The sequence below is a fragment of the Parvibaculum sp. genome, assembly GCF_035325945.1.
Lineage (GTDB): Bacteria > Pseudomonadota > Alphaproteobacteria > Parvibaculales > Parvibaculaceae > Parvibaculum.
Genome location: NZ_DAOKYX010000005.1, coordinates 25,197 through 40,304 on the forward strand (window position 1 = coordinate 25,197; position 15,108 = coordinate 40,304).

15 protein-coding genes are annotated in these 15,108 nt (G+C 64.7%); 10 read left to right on the plus strand and 5 right to left on the minus strand.

What is annotated here, in order from left to right; genetic code table 11:
• Positions 1 to 116: 116 nt before the first annotated feature.
• Together PKA57_RS04540 and PKA57_RS04545 are read left to right on the plus strand one after the other, a co-directional pair.
• The gene (locus PKA57_RS04540; RefSeq protein ID WP_324297945.1) at positions 117 to 806 is read left to right on the plus strand and encodes a YceI family protein; all 690 of its coding nucleotides are present in this window, start codon (positions 117 to 119) and stop codon (positions 804 to 806) included.
• A 52-nt stretch (positions 807 to 858) separates the two neighbouring features.
• The gene (locus PKA57_RS04545) at positions 859 to 1,506 is read left to right on the plus strand and encodes a glutathione S-transferase family protein (protein ID WP_324297947.1); all 648 of its coding nucleotides are present in this window, start codon (positions 859 to 861) and stop codon (positions 1,504 to 1,506) included.
• Between the two features lie 10 nt (positions 1,507 to 1,516).
• Here PKA57_RS04545 and PKA57_RS04550 read toward each other — a convergent pair whose 3' ends face one another.
• From PKA57_RS04550 to cobA, 3 genes are all read right to left on the minus strand, one after another.
• Complete coding sequence (locus tag PKA57_RS04550) at positions 1,517 to 2,779, minus strand: hypothetical protein (RefSeq protein WP_324297949.1); 1,263 nt, start codon at positions 2,777 to 2,779, stop codon at positions 1,517 to 1,519.
• Between the two features lie 106 nt (positions 2,780 to 2,885).
• Entirely contained in the window at positions 2,886 to 3,104 is a 219-nt protein-coding gene (locus PKA57_RS04555) for an alkylphosphonate utilization protein (RefSeq protein ID WP_324297951.1), read from the minus strand.
• Positions 3,105 to 3,185: 81 nt separating this feature from the next.
• Entirely contained in the window at positions 3,186 to 4,076 is an 891-nt protein-coding gene (gene cobA / locus PKA57_RS04560; RefSeq protein WP_324297953.1) for a uroporphyrinogen-III C-methyltransferase, read from the minus strand.
• Positions 4,077 to 4,218: 142 nt separating this feature from the next.
• On the opposite strand from cobA, the gene PKA57_RS04565 reads away from it, so the two are divergent.
• On the plus strand, positions 4,219 to 4,926 hold the full coding sequence (locus tag PKA57_RS04565; protein ID WP_324297955.1) for a TIGR02281 family clan AA aspartic protease: 708 nt from the start codon (positions 4,219 to 4,221) through the stop codon (positions 4,924 to 4,926).
• 95 nt (positions 4,927 to 5,021) lie between these two features.
• The gene (locus PKA57_RS04570) at positions 5,022 to 6,521 is read left to right on the plus strand and encodes a phosphomannomutase/phosphoglucomutase (protein WP_324297957.1); all 1,500 of its coding nucleotides are present in this window, start codon (positions 5,022 to 5,024) and stop codon (positions 6,519 to 6,521) included.
• A gap of 48 nt (positions 6,522 to 6,569) precedes the next feature.
• On the opposite strand, the gene dusA is transcribed toward PKA57_RS04570, so the two are convergent.
• Both dusA and PKA57_RS04580 read right to left on the minus strand, forming a co-directional pair.
• On the minus strand, positions 6,570 to 7,562 hold the full coding sequence (gene dusA, locus PKA57_RS04575; protein WP_324297960.1) for a tRNA dihydrouridine(20/20a) synthase DusA: 993 nt from the start codon (positions 7,560 to 7,562) through the stop codon (positions 6,570 to 6,572).
• A 93-nt stretch (positions 7,563 to 7,655) separates the two neighbouring features.
• Positions 7,656 to 7,985: a metalloregulator ArsR/SmtB family transcription factor gene (locus tag PKA57_RS04580; protein ID WP_324297962.1), complete on the minus strand. Its 330-nt coding sequence runs from the start codon at positions 7,983 to 7,985 to the stop codon at positions 7,656 to 7,658.
• A gap of 214 nt (positions 7,986 to 8,199) precedes the next feature.
• Between PKA57_RS04580 and PKA57_RS04585 the strand changes: the two genes are divergently transcribed.
• From PKA57_RS04585 to PKA57_RS04610, 6 genes are all read left to right on the plus strand, one after another.
• Entirely contained in the window at positions 8,200 to 8,460 is a 261-nt protein-coding gene (locus tag PKA57_RS04585; protein WP_324297964.1) for a helix-turn-helix transcriptional regulator, read from the plus strand.
• Between the two features lie 74 nt (positions 8,461 to 8,534).
• Positions 8,535 to 10,538: a hydrogenase 4 subunit B gene (gene hyfB, locus PKA57_RS04590; protein WP_324297966.1), complete on the plus strand. Its 2,004-nt coding sequence runs from the start codon at positions 8,535 to 8,537 to the stop codon at positions 10,536 to 10,538.
• A complete protein-coding gene (locus PKA57_RS04595) occupies positions 10,529 to 11,485 on the plus strand; it encodes an NADH-quinone oxidoreductase subunit H (protein WP_324297967.1) in 957 nt (318 codons plus the stop codon). The genes hyfB and PKA57_RS04595 overlap by 10 nt, the downstream gene beginning before the upstream one ends.
• A complete protein-coding gene (locus PKA57_RS04600; RefSeq protein WP_324297969.1) occupies positions 11,486 to 12,148 on the plus strand; it encodes a hydrogenase-4 component E in 663 nt (220 codons plus the stop codon).
• Positions 12,145 to 13,593: a hydrogenase 4 subunit F gene (locus PKA57_RS04605; RefSeq protein WP_324297970.1), complete on the plus strand. Its 1,449-nt coding sequence runs from the start codon at positions 12,145 to 12,147 to the stop codon at positions 13,591 to 13,593. The genes PKA57_RS04600 and PKA57_RS04605 overlap by 4 nt, the downstream gene beginning before the upstream one ends.
• A gap of 18 nt (positions 13,594 to 13,611) precedes the next feature.
• A complete protein-coding gene (locus PKA57_RS04610) occupies positions 13,612 to 15,102 on the plus strand; it encodes an NADH-quinone oxidoreductase subunit C (protein WP_324297971.1) in 1,491 nt (496 codons plus the stop codon).
• Positions 15,103 to 15,108: the final 6 nt, after the last annotated feature.

A 15,108-nucleotide genomic window follows, 5' to 3' on the forward strand; every position in this document is an offset into this window, starting at 1 on the left:
GACGCCGTGGGCATTGAGCCGGTCTCGCGGATGATGTTGGCTGGCATGAACGAAGGTTGGACACAGAGCATCGAACGCCTCGCGGCGCTCGCGGCTCGCAATATGGGAGGCGCGGCATGAAGCGCATCATTCTGGCGGCATTCGTCTGCGCCGCGTTCGGAACGAACATCTCCGTTTCGCAAGCGGCCGATGCCGCGAAGGAAGCGGCGCCCGCAACGCCCGCCCCGCCCACGGCCGAACCGGTCCCGGCGGGGAGCTATACGATCGACAAATCTCATACGAGCATCATCTTCCGCGTCGATCATCTCGGGTTCTCTTACTTCACCGGAAGGTTCACGCGCTACGACGCGAAGCTCGAAGGCGATCCGCGCAATCCGCCCGCGGCGCGTCTCTCGGTCACCATCGATCCCGCTTCCATCGAGTGCGATAATCCGCCTGCGGGCTTCATCGCCGCGCTGCGCGGCGCGCAATGGCTCGACGCGGCGAAATATCCCAAGATGACCTACCAGTCGAAATCCATCGAGATGACGGGCGCGACGACCGCGCGGGTCACGGGCGACTTCACCATGCATGGCGTGACCAAGCCGGTGACGCTCGACGTCGCGTTCAATGGCGGCTATGCGGGCCATCCGATGGACCCGAATGCGCGCATCGGCTTTTCCGCGCGCGGGTTTCTCAATCGCTCGGATTTCGGCATCAGCTACGGCATCCCGCCGGCGGGTTCCGCCATGGGCGTGAGCGACCGGGTCGAGATTCTGATCGAGACGGAATTCTCCGGCCCCGCAACGAAGGCCGCTGCCAAATAGCACCACCGCGGCGCATGGCCGCGTCCCGCATATGCGAGGAGGAGAAACGCCCATGTCGCTTGAACTGCTTTTCCACCCGATGTCGTCCTTCTGCCAGAAGGCGCTCATCGCGCTTTACGAGAACGACACGCCCTTCACGCCGCATATGATCGATCTCGGCGATCCGGCCTCTCGCGCGGAACTCACCGATCTATGGCCCATCGGCAAGTTTCCGGTTTTGCGCGACCACACGAGGGCGCGGACGGTGCCGGAATCGAGCATCATCATCGAGTATCTGGCGCAGCATTATCCTGGCAAGGTGGAACTGGTGCCGGCCGATGCGGACCTCGCGCGGCAGGTGCGGATGCGGGATCGCTTCTTCGATCTCTATGTGAACGTGCCGATGCAGAAGATCGTCACCGACAGGCTCCGCCCGGAAGGGATGCATGATCCCTATGGCGTCGACGAGGCGCGAAAGCTGCTCGCCATCGCCTATGACATGATCGAGAGCGAGATCGGCACGAAGGTCTGGATCATGGGCGACGGCTTCAGCATGGCCGATTGCGCCGCCGCGCCCGCGCTCTTCTACGCCAACAAGGTTCTTCCCATCGGGAAGGCGCATCGGAAGGTTGCCCAATATTTCGATCGGCTGCTTGCGCGTCCCTCCTATGCCCGCGTGCTCGAGGAAGCGGAGCCTTACCTTCCGCTTTTTCCGAAGTAGGAGAGCGGCGCTAGAAAAACGAAGCGTAGCGCACCGCATCGAGCGTGCGGCGCGAACGGACCTCATAGCCGCGCTCACGCAAGGCCTTTTCGATGCCGGGCATATGCTCCGCGCCCCATGGAATGACGATCATGTCATGGCCGGACGCCTCGCGGTCGAAGACAGCGATCAGCGCGGCATTGCGCCTGTCGATGAGGTCGGCATAGACGGTCGAAAGGTCCTTCTCGGTGAAGCGCTCGCCCGTCGCCTCGAGGCGGCGGAATGCCTCCCATAACGAGCGGCTGCCATAAATCTCGCCGACCTCGCGGAGAAAGCGGATCGTCGGACCGGAAAGATCGGACACATCGACATCGCCGCGCATGATGACGGGGCGCTGCTCGCGGCTCGGGACCGGCGCGGCGTCCGCACGCGCCGTTGCCCCGGCCTGCCCTGCCGCGCCGCCGCTCATCCAGGCGGATTGCACTTCGACCTGCTCCTCAAGCCCCAGCGCGCGAGCAAGGCGGCGATAGGAGAACTCGCCCTTCAGCCGCCCCTGCCTGTCGGACACGCCTTCGACGAGGACGAGCGCACCCGGCGGAATATCCGCAAAGAGATTTTCGTAGAAGGCGCGCTCACCGATATGGATCATGCCGATGAGCCGCACGGTCCTGCCGTCCTTTTCGAGAACGGTCTCGCCCGCCTCGATGCCTCTTGCTGTGAAGCGGATATAGCCTTCCGTCTGCCGCTCGACGGTCGCCGCAAGCAGGACCGCGCCGAGAAGCGGCAGCGCGACCAGCACGATGGCGATGGTCGCCGCCATGGCGAGAAGCGTTCGCCGCAGGAGATGCGTCTTCACCGGCAGATCGGAAACGCGGAGGCGCCAGCGCCCCGTCCGCCGCTTCACCAGGCTGACCGCGAGCAGGAAAAGCGCGAGCTGGCCGGTAGAAACCAGAAAGCTGACGAGCGGCGCGCCCTGCCCGAAGGTGAAAGGCGGCGCGCCAAGCCCCGCCCAGAGCACGAGTATGACCGGCGGAAGAAAGATCCGTTTCGGCAGATGCGGCACGAAGACAAGCAGCAGCACCATCGGCACGGCTGCAACCAGGACGACGATTGCGACCGCCTCGCGGATCGGGGAGAGCGCGCCGATCTGCCAGAGGCCCTTCAGCGCCTCATCTAGCGTCGAAAGCCCGCCATCGAGTCCGAAGGCGAAGAGATATGAATTCGCCGGCAGCGTGGCGATTGCGAGAAACTGGCTGCGACGGCCGGCAAGGGCATCGCTCTTCACTTCGGCCATCCGCCCTTCCTTCTATCGCTGGCCTTCCGTCTCTGGCCTTCCGTCGCTGGCTCGGGGCGAAGTTAGCGCGGATCACGCCTTGCGGGAAATCGGGCGGGCGATGGCCTCATGCCTTCTTCAGAAACTCGGTCTTGAGGACGAGGCCCTTGACCTTCTCGGCATTGCACTCGATGAGGCCCTCGTCGCCGGTCAGGCGAATATTCTTGATGACAGTGCCGCGCTTCAGCGTCACCGAGGTTCCCTTCACCTTGAGATCCTTGATGACCATGACGCTGTCGCCGTCATGCAATTGATTGCCGTTGCTGTCCTTTACGATCAGGGTCATGGGGCCGCCTATATGGATTGGGGGAAGCCCCTCTTTAGGCGGCGCGACGGCAAAGAGCAAGGAGAGGGCCTGTGGTCCGCTTCAGCCCGCGTCGCGCTGGCCGCGCGTTTCCAGCGGATCGCGCTTCAGGACGCGGCCTTCGAGCGCGCCGAGCCAGTCGAGCCCTTCGCGCAGGCGCACGACCTCGCCAATGACGATGATGGCGGGTGCCTTGAAGCCTGTCCGCTCGACATCGGCGGCCGCCTGCCCGAGCGTCGTTTCCAGAACCTGCTGGCTCCCGAGCGTCGCATTGCGGACGAGCGCGACGGGTTCGTCCGCATGCCGACCATTCTCGATGAGGAGGCTGGCGATGCTCGAAAGATGCGACAGCGCCATATAGAGAACGATGACGGGCGAGCCGCGCGCGATGGAAGGCCAGTCGAGATTTTCAGGCACGGCGCCACCCGCCATATGGCCGGTGACGAAGGTGACGGCGTGGTTCACATCGCGATGGGTGACGGGAATCCCTGCATAGCCAAGGCCGCCAATGCCGGCTGTGACTCCGGGCACGATGCGGAACGGGACACCGGCATCGACCAGCGCCAGCGCCTCCTCGCCGCCCCGGCCGAAGACGAACGGATCGCCGCCCTTCAGGCGCAGAACGCGCTTGCCCGCCCGCGCAAGCTCGACGAGCCGCGCGGAAATATCGCGCTGCTTCGGGCTCGGCTTGCCGCCGCGCTTGCCGGAATATTCGAGCTTCGCATGGAGGCCCGCAAAACCGAGCACGCTCTCATCCACCAGCGCGTCATAGACGATGACATCGGCCTGGGAGAGCGCATTCAGCGCATGGAGAGTGAGCAGGCCCGGATCACCCGGCCCGGCGCCGACAAGCCAGACCCAGCCCGGTTCAAAAGCGGGCAGACCTGCGCGTGCCGCGAGCTGCGGGTCCAGCGCCCGCCCGCCACCAAGGCCGATGATCTTGCCGTCACTCATATTACAAATTTCTTTTGGTATTTAATTTCAAGACCGACGTTAGCACGTAAATAATAGGCTGTCGCGCGCGATCAAGACAAAAAGCGCGCTCCTTCTTGCAGCATTTATCCCCGGTCAGCGATTCCCGGCTAAGCTCCCTGCCATGAGACACAATAGCTGGACATTGGCGGCGCTGCTTCTCCTTGCGGTGGTCGCCCTGCTTCTCCTCCTCAACAGCCTTTTTCCTGGCGCGCTCCGGGAGGAAGGGGCGCAAATGCGCCTCGTCTATGGCCTGACCTGGCTCACGCTGATCGGCGGCAGCATTGCGCTCGGCTGGCGCGGCAACGCAGGGATCGCGCTGAAGCAGGCGCTCGCCTGGGTCGGCATCGCGCTCGTGCTCGTCGTCGCCTATAGCTATCGCGACGATTTCATGGGGCTGGGGCGGACGCTTGGAAGCCGGGTGGCGGGCGAACTCGTGCCGACGGCGGCGGTCGCCACGGCGCCGGGCGTCGCCTATCTCACGCGCGACCTCTCCGGCCATTTCCGCGCCGATGCGCTGGTCAACGGCACGCATGTGCGCTTCATGGTCGATACGGGCGCGAGCGACGTTGCGCTCAGCGCGCCGGATGCGGAGCGGCTCGGCTTCGATCTTTCCAAACTCTCCTACAGCGTGCCCTACCGGACCGCGAACGGCGTCACCATGGCAGCGCGGGTGACGCTCGACGAGATCGCCATAGGCGATATCAAGGTGAGGAATGTGCGCGCGTCGGTCTCGCGCGCCGGGCTCGACCAGTCGCTGCTCGGCATGAGCTTCCTGAACGAGCTTCGCGGCTACGAGTTTCAGGGCAACCGGCTCATGCTGCGCGAATAGGCCGCCCGCGCCTCCCTGCCCGCAATCGGCATCCCACGAACCCCGCCGACCCGCTATAAGGGGGCAAAGCCGATTGCGATACCAAGGAGACAGGGATGCTTCCCAAGCCGCGCGCCGACCTCAAGCCCAATACGTTCGAATTCGAGGTGGAGCCGCTGATCGCGCCCTCGGGCTTCCGCGAATATGACGCGCGCTGGCTCTTTCCCGAGCAGATCAACCTTGCGGGGATGCAGGCGCTGGGGCTCGGCCTCGGGACGCTGATCCGCGAAATGGGTGTGCGCCCCGCCCTCGCCGTCGGTCACGATTTCCGATCCTACTCGGCCTCGATCAAGAATGCGCTCATCATCGGCCTCATGCGCGCGGGCGCGGAGGTTCACGACATCGGGCTCGCGCTTTCGCCCGTCGCCTATTTCGCGCAATTCGCGCTCGACGTGCCGGGCGTCGCCATGGTGACGGCGAGCCACAACGAGAACGGCTGGACGGGCGTCAAAATGGGCGCGCAACGGCCGCTGACGTTCGGGCCTGACGAAATGAGCCGCCTGAAGGAGATCGTTCTTTCTGGCGCGGGCAAGGAGCGGGATGGCGGTCGATACATCCATGTGCCGGACATGGCGCAGCGCTATATCGCCGACCTCACCAACCGGCCGAAGATCAAGCGCAGGCTGCGCGTCGTCGCCGCATGCGGCAACGGGACGGCCGGCCATTTCGCGCCGAAGGTTCTGGAGGGCATTGGTGCGGAGGTGATCCCGCTCGATTGCGATCTCGACTACACATTCCCGCGCTATAATCCGAACCCGGAAGATATGGAAATGCTCCATGCCCTTCGCGACAAGGTGCTCGCGGAAGGCGCCGATGTCGGCCTCGCCTTCGATGGCGATGGCGACCGCTGCGGCGTGGTGGACGATACGGGCGAGGAAATCTTCGCCGACAAGGTGGGCGTGCTGCTCGCCCGCGATCTCTCCGCGCGCCACCCCAAGGCGCAATTCGTCGTCGATGTGAAATCGACCGGACTTTTCCTCACCGATCCGGTGCTCGTCGCCAATGGCGCAAGGACCGACTACTGGAAGACAGGACACTCCTACATCAAGCGGCGCGCGCACGAACTCGACGCGCTGGTCGGCTTCGAGAAGTCGGGCCACTATTTCTTCAATCCGCCTATCGGCCGGGGATATGACGACGGGCTCGTCTCGGCCATCGCCATTTGCGACATGCTGGACCGTAACCCGGGCACGAAGATGTCGGAGCTGCGCGATGCGCTGCCCAAGACCTGGGGCTCGCCCACCATGTCGCCCTTCTGCCCGGACGAAGTTAAATATCAGGTCGTCGAGCGCATGGTCGCGCTCTTCACCGGCATGAAGGCCAATGGCGATACGCTCATCGGACAGAAGATCCGCGATCTCGTGACCGTCAACGGCATCCGCGTCGTCACCGAGGACGGCACATGGGGGCTGGTGCGCGCCTCGTCGAACAAGCCCGGCCTCGTGGTGGTGGTGGAAAGCCCGACATCGGAAGCCAATATGCGCGGAATGTTCGCCGAGATCGACACGCGGCTCTCGGCCTTTCCGGAAGTCGGGGCTTACGACCAGAAGATCTGAAGCTGCGCGATGCGGGGATGATGGATGCCGGGGTCCAGTGCGGCGGGCTCAGGCGAGCGCGGCTGCGGCCTCGCGCGGCACAAGCGCCATGGCGTCGCGAATGACCTTAGCCGTGGCGCCCGGACGCGGCGCGTTCTCCGAGATATGGCGGCGGAAGGCGCGCGCGCCGGGCATGCCGTGAAACAGGCCGAGAATGTGGCGCGACATCGCATGAAGATGCGTGCCCTTCGCAAGCTCCGCCTCGACATAGGGCAGATAGGCTTCCAGCACCTCATGCGGCGCTCGCGGCGGCGCATCGGCGCCATAGAAGCGGCGATCGACATCCGCGAGCACATAAGGCGTCTGATAGGCGGCGCGGCCGAGCATCGCGCCATCGACATGATCGAGATGGGCAGCCACCTCATCCAGCGAAACGATGCCGCCATTGATGACGATCCGCATGTCCGGCATGTCGCGCTTCAGGCGATAGGCGCGGTCATATTCGAGCGGAGGAATGTCGCGATTCTCGCGCGGGGAAAGCCCTTCGAGCCACGCCTTGCGCGCATGAACGATCAGCGTTTCGCAGCCCGCATCGCGCACGGCGCGGGCAAGCGCCGGCAGGGCCTCGGCCGGGTCCTGCTCATCGACGCCGATACGGCACTTGACCGTGACGGGAACGGAGACTGCCTTGCGCATCGACGCCACGCATTCGGCAACCAGCATCGGCTCGCGCATGAGGCAGGCGCCGAAGCGGCCGGACTGCACGCGATCCGACGGGCAGCCGACATTGAGATTGATCTCGTCATAGCCGAAGCCTTCGGCGATGCGCGCGGCCTCGGCAAGCTCGGCAGGCTCGGAGCCGCCAAGCTGCACCGCAACGGGATGCTCCGCCGGATCGAAGCCGAGAAGGTGCTGACGGTCGCCATGAATGACGGCGCCGGTCGTCACCATTTCCGTATAGAGCAGCGCATGGCGCGTGATGAGCCGCAGGAAGAACCGGTCATGCCGATCGGTCCAGTCCATCATGGGCGCCACGCAGGTGCGGTGGTTGAAGCTGCTCATGTGATCCGCGTTGTTGAATATTCAGGGCGCGCGAAGATCGCCGGAATAGCCCTGAAGCGCAAGCATGCGCGCCGCCGCGCCAACCGCCAAGGGTCAACGGCGCTTGGCCGCGGGCGGGCAATAAATCTCGGCCAGAGTTTCGATGATGCGCTGGGCGGCCGGGTCCGCGAGGCGATAGTAGATCGTCTGCGCTTCGCGCCTCGTCGCCACCAGCCCCTGCTCGCGCAATACGGCAAGATGCTGTGAGAGCGCCGACTGGCTGATGCCGATCAGCTCCTGTATCTCGCCGACGGACATTTCGCGGTCCGCGATCTGGCAGAGGATCAGCAGGCGGCGCTCATTGGCGAGCGCGCTCAGGAGCTTCGACGCTTCCGCCGCGCTTGCCTCGAGATCCTTGATGTCCGCCGCCAGGGCCGTCGCCATGTGAACTCCGTCGCCGCATGAAGCGGCATGTCCGATACACCACATACATTAGCAATGCGTGATATGAATTCAAGGCGGGGTGGCAAAACAACCGGATACCGCGCAAGTGCGCACGCTAAAATTGATGTTTTATATATCACTATGCACCATTGAAATATCCATATCTTGGTATTATCCTCGATCAAAATCGACATCCAGCCGATGAAGGCCCACCGTGATTACCGCAGCGCAACTGCGCGCAGCGCGCGCCCTGCTCGGGATCGACCAGCGCAAGCTCGCTGCGCTGTCGGGCCTTTCCGTGCCTACGATCCAGCGCATGGAAGCGAGCGAAGACGTGATACGCGGCAATGTCGACTCGCTGATGAAGCTCGTTGCGGCGCTCGATGCCGCGGGCGTCGATCTGATCAATGAAGGGGCGGTGAGCGACCAGGGCGGCCGCGGCGTGCGCCTCAAAGGCGGACCTGCAAAGCCCTAGCGTGGGGGCGCCCGAACCCACACGCTGCCATGGCCGCGATAGTGTTGCTTCGGGCATGTCGAGGATGAAACACGATGTACCTCATCGTGAATTTGTGGTGCGTTCTCGCCTTCTTCGCCCTTTCGGCGGCAGCAGCCGCGACGGGGCGGCGCCCGCTCGCCTCGCCGCTCATCTATGGCGCGAGCGCGGCCGTCTCGCTTGCGGGCCTCATCCTCGCTCTCGCAGAGATGACGGGCGCCCCCATGGCGGCGGCCCTGCCGCTCGGCCTTCCATGGCTTGGCGCGCATTTCCGCGTCGATGCGCTCTCGGCGTTCTTTCTCGCCATCGTCAATTTCGGCGGGCTCGCCGCGAGCATCTACGCCATCGGCTATGGGCGGCATGAAAGCGCGCCTCAGCGCATCCTGCCGTTCTTCGCGTCTTTTCTCGCAGGCATGAACCTCGTCGCGCTGGCGGACGACGCCTTCACATTCCTCATCGCCTGGGAATTCATGTCGCTGTCGTCATGGGCGCTCGTCATGGCGCATCACCGCGAGCCGGAGAACCGGCGCGCCGGCTACATCTATCTCGTGATGGCGGCCTTCGGGACCTTCTGCCTTCTGCTCGCCTTCGGACTGCTTGCTGGCCCCGCCGGGGGCTACACATTCGCCGAAATGCGCGCCCATGCGCAGGAGCCGCTCACGGGCGCGCTGGTGCTCGTGCTGCTTCTCCTCGGCGCGGGCTCGAAGGCCGGCCTCGTGCCGCTGCATGTCTGGCTGCCGCTCGCCCACCCGGCGGCGCCGAGCCATGTCTCCGCGCTGATGAGCGGCGTGATGACCAAGATTGCGATCTATGGCTTCATCCGCATCGTTTTCGATCTGCTCGGCCCTCCCGAATGGTGGTGGGCGCTTCCGGTGCTGGCGCTTGGCGGTGTGACCGCGGTCGCCGGCGTTCTCTATGCGCTCATGCAGAGCGACATGAAGCGCCTGCTCGCCTACAGCACGGTCGAGAATGTCGGCATCGTCTTCATCGGCCTCGGTCTTGCGCTCGCCTTCCGGGCGAACGGAATGGATGCGGCGGCGGCGCTCGCGCTCACCGCCGCGCTGATGCATGCGCTCAATCACATGCTCTTCAAGAGCCTGCTCTTCTTCGGCGCGGGCGCGATCCTCAACGCGACGGGCCTGCGCGACGTCGAAAAGCTAGGCGGGCTCATTCGCCTCATGCCGGCGACGGCGCTCTTCTTCCTCGCCGGTTCGGCGGCGATATCGGCGCTGCCGCCCTTTAACGGCTTCGTTTCGGAATGGATGACCTTTCAGGCGATCCTGCTGAGCCCCGCGCTGCCGCAATGGGGCCTCAAGCTGATGGTGCCTGCGGTGGGCGCCGGGCTCGCCCTCGCAGCAGCCTTCGCCGCCGCCTGCTATGTGCGCGCTTTCGGCATCGCATTTCTGAGCCAGCCGCGATCCGGCGCCGCGAGCATGGCGCGCGAAGCCGATCGCTTCTCGCTGGCTACGATGGCGGCGCTCGCCGCGCTGTGCCTCCTTCTCGGTGTCATGCCCGGCCTCGCCATCGACGCGCTCGCGCCTGTCGCGCAAGGGCTCATCGGCACGCATATGCCGCGCCAGCTTTCGGAGCCATGGCTCTCGATCGTCCCGATCGCGGAGAGCCGCAGCTCCTATAACGGGCTTCTGGTGCTCCTCTTCATTGCGACGTCGGCCACCGCGGCGGTGCTCGCCATTCACCGCTTTGCCTCTCGCGCGGTGCGGCGCGCGCCGAGCTGGGATTGCGGCTATGCGGAAGGCTCGCCAAGGCTCCAATATTCGGCGAGCGGATTTTCGCAACCGCTGCGGCGCATCTTCGGCACGCTCGCCTATCGGATCGACGAGCGGGTCGACATGCCCGCGCCCGGCGATACCCGCGCCGCCCGCTACAGGCTCGAATTGCGCGACATGGCATGGGAAACGCTCTACGCACCCCTTGCGGGCGTCGTCATGTCCACCGCCGAATATCTCAACCGCTTCCAGTTTCTGACGATCCGGCGCTATCTCAGCCTCGTCTTCTTCGCGCTCATCCTGCTTCTCATCATGGTGGCGGCATGGCCCTGATCGCCGAACTCGCAATCCAGACGGCGCAGATGACGCTGGTGCTGCTGCTCGCGCCGCTCCTCACCGGCATCGTGCGAAAGGCGAAGGCGCGCCTTCTGCGCAGGCGCGGCCCTTCCGTGCTGCAACCCTATCGCGATCTTGCGCGGCTGCTGCGAAAGGACGTCGTTCTTGCCGAGGACGCCTCATGGCTCTTCCGCGCGGCGCCCTATCTCATTTTCGCCGCGACCTGGGTGGCGGCGGCACTCGTGCCGACATTCGCCACCGGTCTCATGTTCAGCTGGTCGGCCGATCTCATTGCCATCATCGCGCTTCTCGGCAGCGCGCGCTTCATGCTCGCGCTTGCGGGGCTCGACGCCGGAGCGCGCTTCGGCGGCATAGGCTCGAGCCGCGAAATGATGATCTCCTCGCTCGCGGAACCCGCCATGATCATGATCGTCTTCACGATCGCGCTCATCGCCGGTTCGTCGCAGCTCTCGACCATTGCAGGCTTCATGCTGTCGCCGGAGGTGGGGTTGCGCGTCTCGCTCGGGCTTGCCGCCATTTCCCTCGTCATGGTCGCGATTGCGGAGAACGCCCGCATACCCATCGACAATCCGGCGACGCATCTCGAACTCACCATGGTGCATGAGGCGATGGTGCTCGAATATTCGGGCCGCCATCTCGCCATGATCGAGCTTGCCGCGATGCTGAAGCTCCTTCTCTACATCTCGATCATCATCTGCGTCTTCACGCCCTGGGGCCTGACGCCGGATGGCGCGAGTCTCGTCACTCATCTCGCCGGCGCGGGTATCTATGTGCTCAAGCTCGGCGCGGCGGGGCTGCTGCTCGCCTTTTTCGAGACGACTGTCGCCAAGATGCGCGTCTTCCGGGTTCCGAATTTTCTCAGCGCCGCCCTCATGCTGGGCCTTCTTGCCGTCCTCCTGCGTTTCGTGTCGGGGAGCTTCTAGATGCAACATCTGACCTTCGACATCGCGCATATGCTGGCAGGCGGGCTCGTGCTCGTGAGCGTGATGATGCTCTATCAGGACCGCCTCTACGCGCTGCTCAACGTCTTTGCGCTCCACGCCGTCGTGCTGGCGCTCTCGGTCGCATGGCAGGCCTATATTCAACACGCCTCGCAGCTCTACATCACCGCCGGCATAGCGCTCGTCTTCAAGGCGATCATCATACCGGTCGCCCTGCACCGCATGATCGTGCGCCTCGGCATCCATCGCGAGGTCGAAACGGTGATCGGCATAGGCACCATCATGCTCGCGGCCATGGCGCTCATCGCGCTCTCCATGGCCGTGATGCTGCGGGTGACGGCGGAAGCCGATCCGCTGGCGCGCGAGGACATCGCCTTCGCCCTCTCCGTCGTTCTGCTGGGGCTTCTGATGATGGTCAGCCGCCGCAATGCCGTCAGCCAGATCGTCGGCTTCATGTCGCTCGAGAACGGTCTCATCCTCGCGGCGGCCGGCGCGAAGGGCATGCCGCTCGTCGTCGAGATCAGCGTCGCCTTCTCCATTCTCATCGCCTTCATCGTCATCGGCATCTTCCTCTTCCGCATCCGTGAACGCTTCGACACGGTCGATGTGCGGGCGCTCGATCAGGTCAGGGAGGATCAGAGATGATGGGGCTCGCCTTCGACGCACTCGCGGCGGTTCTCGTCGTCCCGCTCGCGGCGGCCGGACTTCTCATCCTCATTCCCGGCTACAGGGCAGCCGCCGCGCTGAACGCACTCGCCTCGCTGCTCACGCTCGCCGCCGCCGCGATGCTGCTCGTACAGCGGCCGGAATCCGGCGCCTATCTCGTCGTCGACGACCTCAATATCGTCTTCATCGTTCTCAATGCCTTTGTCGGCTTCACGACCAGCACCTTCAGCGCGGGCTATATCGGGCACGAACTCGAAACCGGGCGGCTGACGCCCGCCTATCTGCGTTTCTACCACGCGACCTATCAGATCATGATGTTCGGCATGAACCTCGCGCTGGTCTCGAACAATCTCGGCCTGATGTGGGTCGCGGTCGAACTCGCCACGCTGAGCACGGTGCTCATGGTCGGCATGTACCGCACGCATGAAGCGCTCGAAGCGGCATGGAAATATTTCATCCTGGGCAGCGTCGGCATCGCGCTGGCGCTGTTCGGCACGATCCTCGTCTATATGGCGGCGCTGCCGATCATCGGTGAAGGCCCGCAGGCGATGGCCTGGACCGTTCTCATGGAGCATGTCGCGAAGTTCGATCCGGCGCTTCTCAATGTCGCCTTCATCTTCCTGCTGCTCGGCTACGGCACGAAGGCAGGGCTCGTGCCGCTCCATGCCTGGTTGCCCGACGCGCATGCGGAAGGCCCGACGCCGATTTCCGCCGTTCTTTCGGGCCTGCTGCTCAATGTGGCGCTCTATGCCGTGCTGCGCTTCAAGATGCTGCTTGCGGGCAACCCGGAAGCGCTCGCGCCCGGACCGCTGCTCGTGACCATGGGGCTTGCCTCGCTGATCTTCGCCGCCTTCATGCTCTACAGGCGGCGCGATATCAAACGGCTCTTCGCCTATTCGTCGATCGAGCATATGGGCATCATCGCATTCGCCTTCGGCATGGGCGGTCCGCTCGCAAACTTCGCCGGACTGCTGCACATGACGATGCACAGCCTGACGAAGTCCGCGATCTTCTTCGCGGTCGGGCATGTGGCGCAGGTGAAGGGCACGCAGCGCCTCGCGGATATTCGCGGCCTCAGCGAATCCCATCCGCTGCTCGGCTGGGGGCTGATCGCCGGCGTCGCCGCCATAGCGGGGCTGCCACCTTTCGGCGTCTTCATGAGCGAATTCCTGATCGTGAGTTCGACCTTCGCGCGCGAGCCGCTGCTGGCGATCCCCCTCGCCTTCGGCCTCTTCGTCGCGCTCGGCGCGCTCTTCATGTGGATCGGCAGCATCGCATTCGGAGAACCGACGGGACGCGTGGCGCCTGTGCGCGCATCCTATGTGCCGCTCTTCGCACATCTCGCGCTGGTGCTTGCCGCAGGTATCTATCTGCCGCCGCCTCTCGTCGCGTGGTTTCAGCATGTCGCGCATCTGCTCGGCTAGGGAAAGGAGGCAGGCACGATGACAATCCTTTCCGACATTCTTGCCAGGGGACGGCCCGTATCCTCGCACCAGCCCTGGCCGCGCGTGACACTCGATGCGGAAGCATGGCGCGAGCTCGGCCCGCAGCTCGCGGAGGGACGTCCGACACTCTCCGGCCTATGGGCCGATGGAGATGCAATCCATGCCGCGCTGCTCGACGAGCTGACACATGATCTCGCCGTCGTCACGCTGGATTGCGAGAATGGACGCTATCCCTCGATCGCCGCTGCGCATCCGCCCGCGCTTCGCCTCGAACGCGCCGCGCGTGATCTCTTCGGGCTCACCGCGGACGGATGCCCTGATGCAAGACCCTGGCTCGATCACGGCCGATGGGGAGAGGTCAGCGACGCACCCTTGCCTTACACATTCCTGCCGAGCGAGGGCGAGGGGCTGCACCAACTCGCGGTCGGCCCCGTTCATGCCGGCATCATCGAGCCCGGACACTTCCGATTCACGATCAATGGCGAGGCGATCGTGCGTCTCGAAGCACGGCTCGGCTACACGCATAAGGGCGTCGAGGATCTCATGTCCGGCGCCGGGCTCGATCACGCGGCAAGGCTTGCAGGCCGCGTGTCTGGCGACAGCACGGTGGCCTATGCGCTCGCCTTTTCCCGCGCGGCGGAAGCGGCGCTCGGCATCGAGGCGCCGCCGCGCGCCATATGGTTGCGCGCGCTCATGGCCGAACTCGAACGGCTCGCAAATCATTTCGGCGATATAGGCGCGATCTGCAACGACGCGGCCTTCGCGCTCATGCATGCCCAATGCGGCGTTCTGCGCGAGAATGTTCTGCGCGCGGCGCATGCCTCGTTCGGCCATCGGCTGATGAAGGATTGCATCGTCCCCGGCGGGGTCGCGGCCGATCTCACCGAGGATGGCGCAAAACGTCTCCCCGCGCTCATCGCCGAGGTGGCGCGCCAGTTTCCCGAACTGATCGAACTCTACGACAACACGGCATCGCTTCAGGATCGCACCGTCGGCGCCGGCATTTTGAAGCCCGCGCTTGCCCGCCAATTCGGCTGTGGCGGCTATGTGGGGCGCGCATCGGGCCGCGCATTCGACGCCCGGCACTCGCTGCCCTATGCGCCCTATGACGCGCTCACATTCGACGTGCCGGTCTTCATCGCAGGCGACATAGACGCGCGCGTATGGGTCCGCATCCGCGAGGTCGAGCAGTCGCTCTCTCTGGCCCGGCAAATCCTGGATCGTCTGCCCGAGGGGCCGCTTCGCGCCGCGCCAACACCCTTCGAGGGTGAGGCCCGCGAAGGCATGGCCATGGTCGAGGGATTTCGCGGCGACATTCTCGCCTGGCTCCGGCTTTCCGGCGACCTCAGGATCGAGCGCTGCCATTTGCGCGATCCTTCATGGTTTCAATGGCCGGTTCTCGAAAGCGTCGTCGAGGGCAACATCGTCGCGGATTTTCCGATCTGCAACAAATCCTTCAACTGCGCCTATTCCGGCCACGACCTCTAGGGCCAC

What these genes read in the sequence shown, in the direction of transcription:
- PKA57_RS04540 (WP_324297945.1), top strand. Translation starts at nt 117, where the DNA reads ATGAAGCGCATCATTCTGGCGGCATTCGTCTGCGCCGCGTTCGGAACG.
- PKA57_RS04545 (WP_324297947.1), top strand. Translation starts at nt 859, where the DNA reads ATGTCGCTTGAACTGCTTTTCCACCCGATGTCGTCCTTCTGCCAGAAG.
- PKA57_RS04550 (WP_324297949.1), bottom strand. Translation starts at nt 2,779, where the DNA reads ATGGCCGAAGTGAAGAGCGATGCCCTTGCCGGCCGTCGCAGCCAGTTT.
- PKA57_RS04555 (WP_324297951.1), bottom strand. Translation starts at nt 3,104, where the DNA reads ATGACCCTGATCGTAAAGGACAGCAACGGCAATCAATTGCATGACGGC.
- cobA (WP_324297953.1), bottom strand. Translation starts at nt 4,076, where the DNA reads ATGAGTGACGGCAAGATCATCGGCCTTGGTGGCGGGCGGGCGCTGGAC.
- PKA57_RS04565 (WP_324297955.1), top strand. Translation starts at nt 4,219, where the DNA reads ATGAGACACAATAGCTGGACATTGGCGGCGCTGCTTCTCCTTGCGGTG.
- PKA57_RS04570 (WP_324297957.1), top strand. Translation starts at nt 5,022, where the DNA reads ATGCTTCCCAAGCCGCGCGCCGACCTCAAGCCCAATACGTTCGAATTC.
- dusA (WP_324297960.1), bottom strand. Translation starts at nt 7,562, where the DNA reads ATGAGCAGCTTCAACCACCGCACCTGCGTGGCGCCCATGATGGACTGG.
- PKA57_RS04580 (WP_324297962.1), bottom strand. Translation starts at nt 7,985, where the DNA reads ATGGCGACGGCCCTGGCGGCGGACATCAAGGATCTCGAGGCAAGCGCG.
- hyfB (WP_324297966.1), top strand. Translation starts at nt 8,535, where the DNA reads ATGTACCTCATCGTGAATTTGTGGTGCGTTCTCGCCTTCTTCGCCCTT.
- PKA57_RS04595 (WP_324297967.1), top strand. Translation starts at nt 10,529, where the DNA reads ATGGCCCTGATCGCCGAACTCGCAATCCAGACGGCGCAGATGACGCTG.
- PKA57_RS04600 (WP_324297969.1), top strand. Translation starts at nt 11,486, where the DNA reads ATGCAACATCTGACCTTCGACATCGCGCATATGCTGGCAGGCGGGCTC.
- PKA57_RS04605 (WP_324297970.1), top strand. Translation starts at nt 12,145, where the DNA reads ATGATGGGGCTCGCCTTCGACGCACTCGCGGCGGTTCTCGTCGTCCCG.
- PKA57_RS04610 (WP_324297971.1), top strand. Translation starts at nt 13,612, where the DNA reads ATGACAATCCTTTCCGACATTCTTGCCAGGGGACGGCCCGTATCCTCG.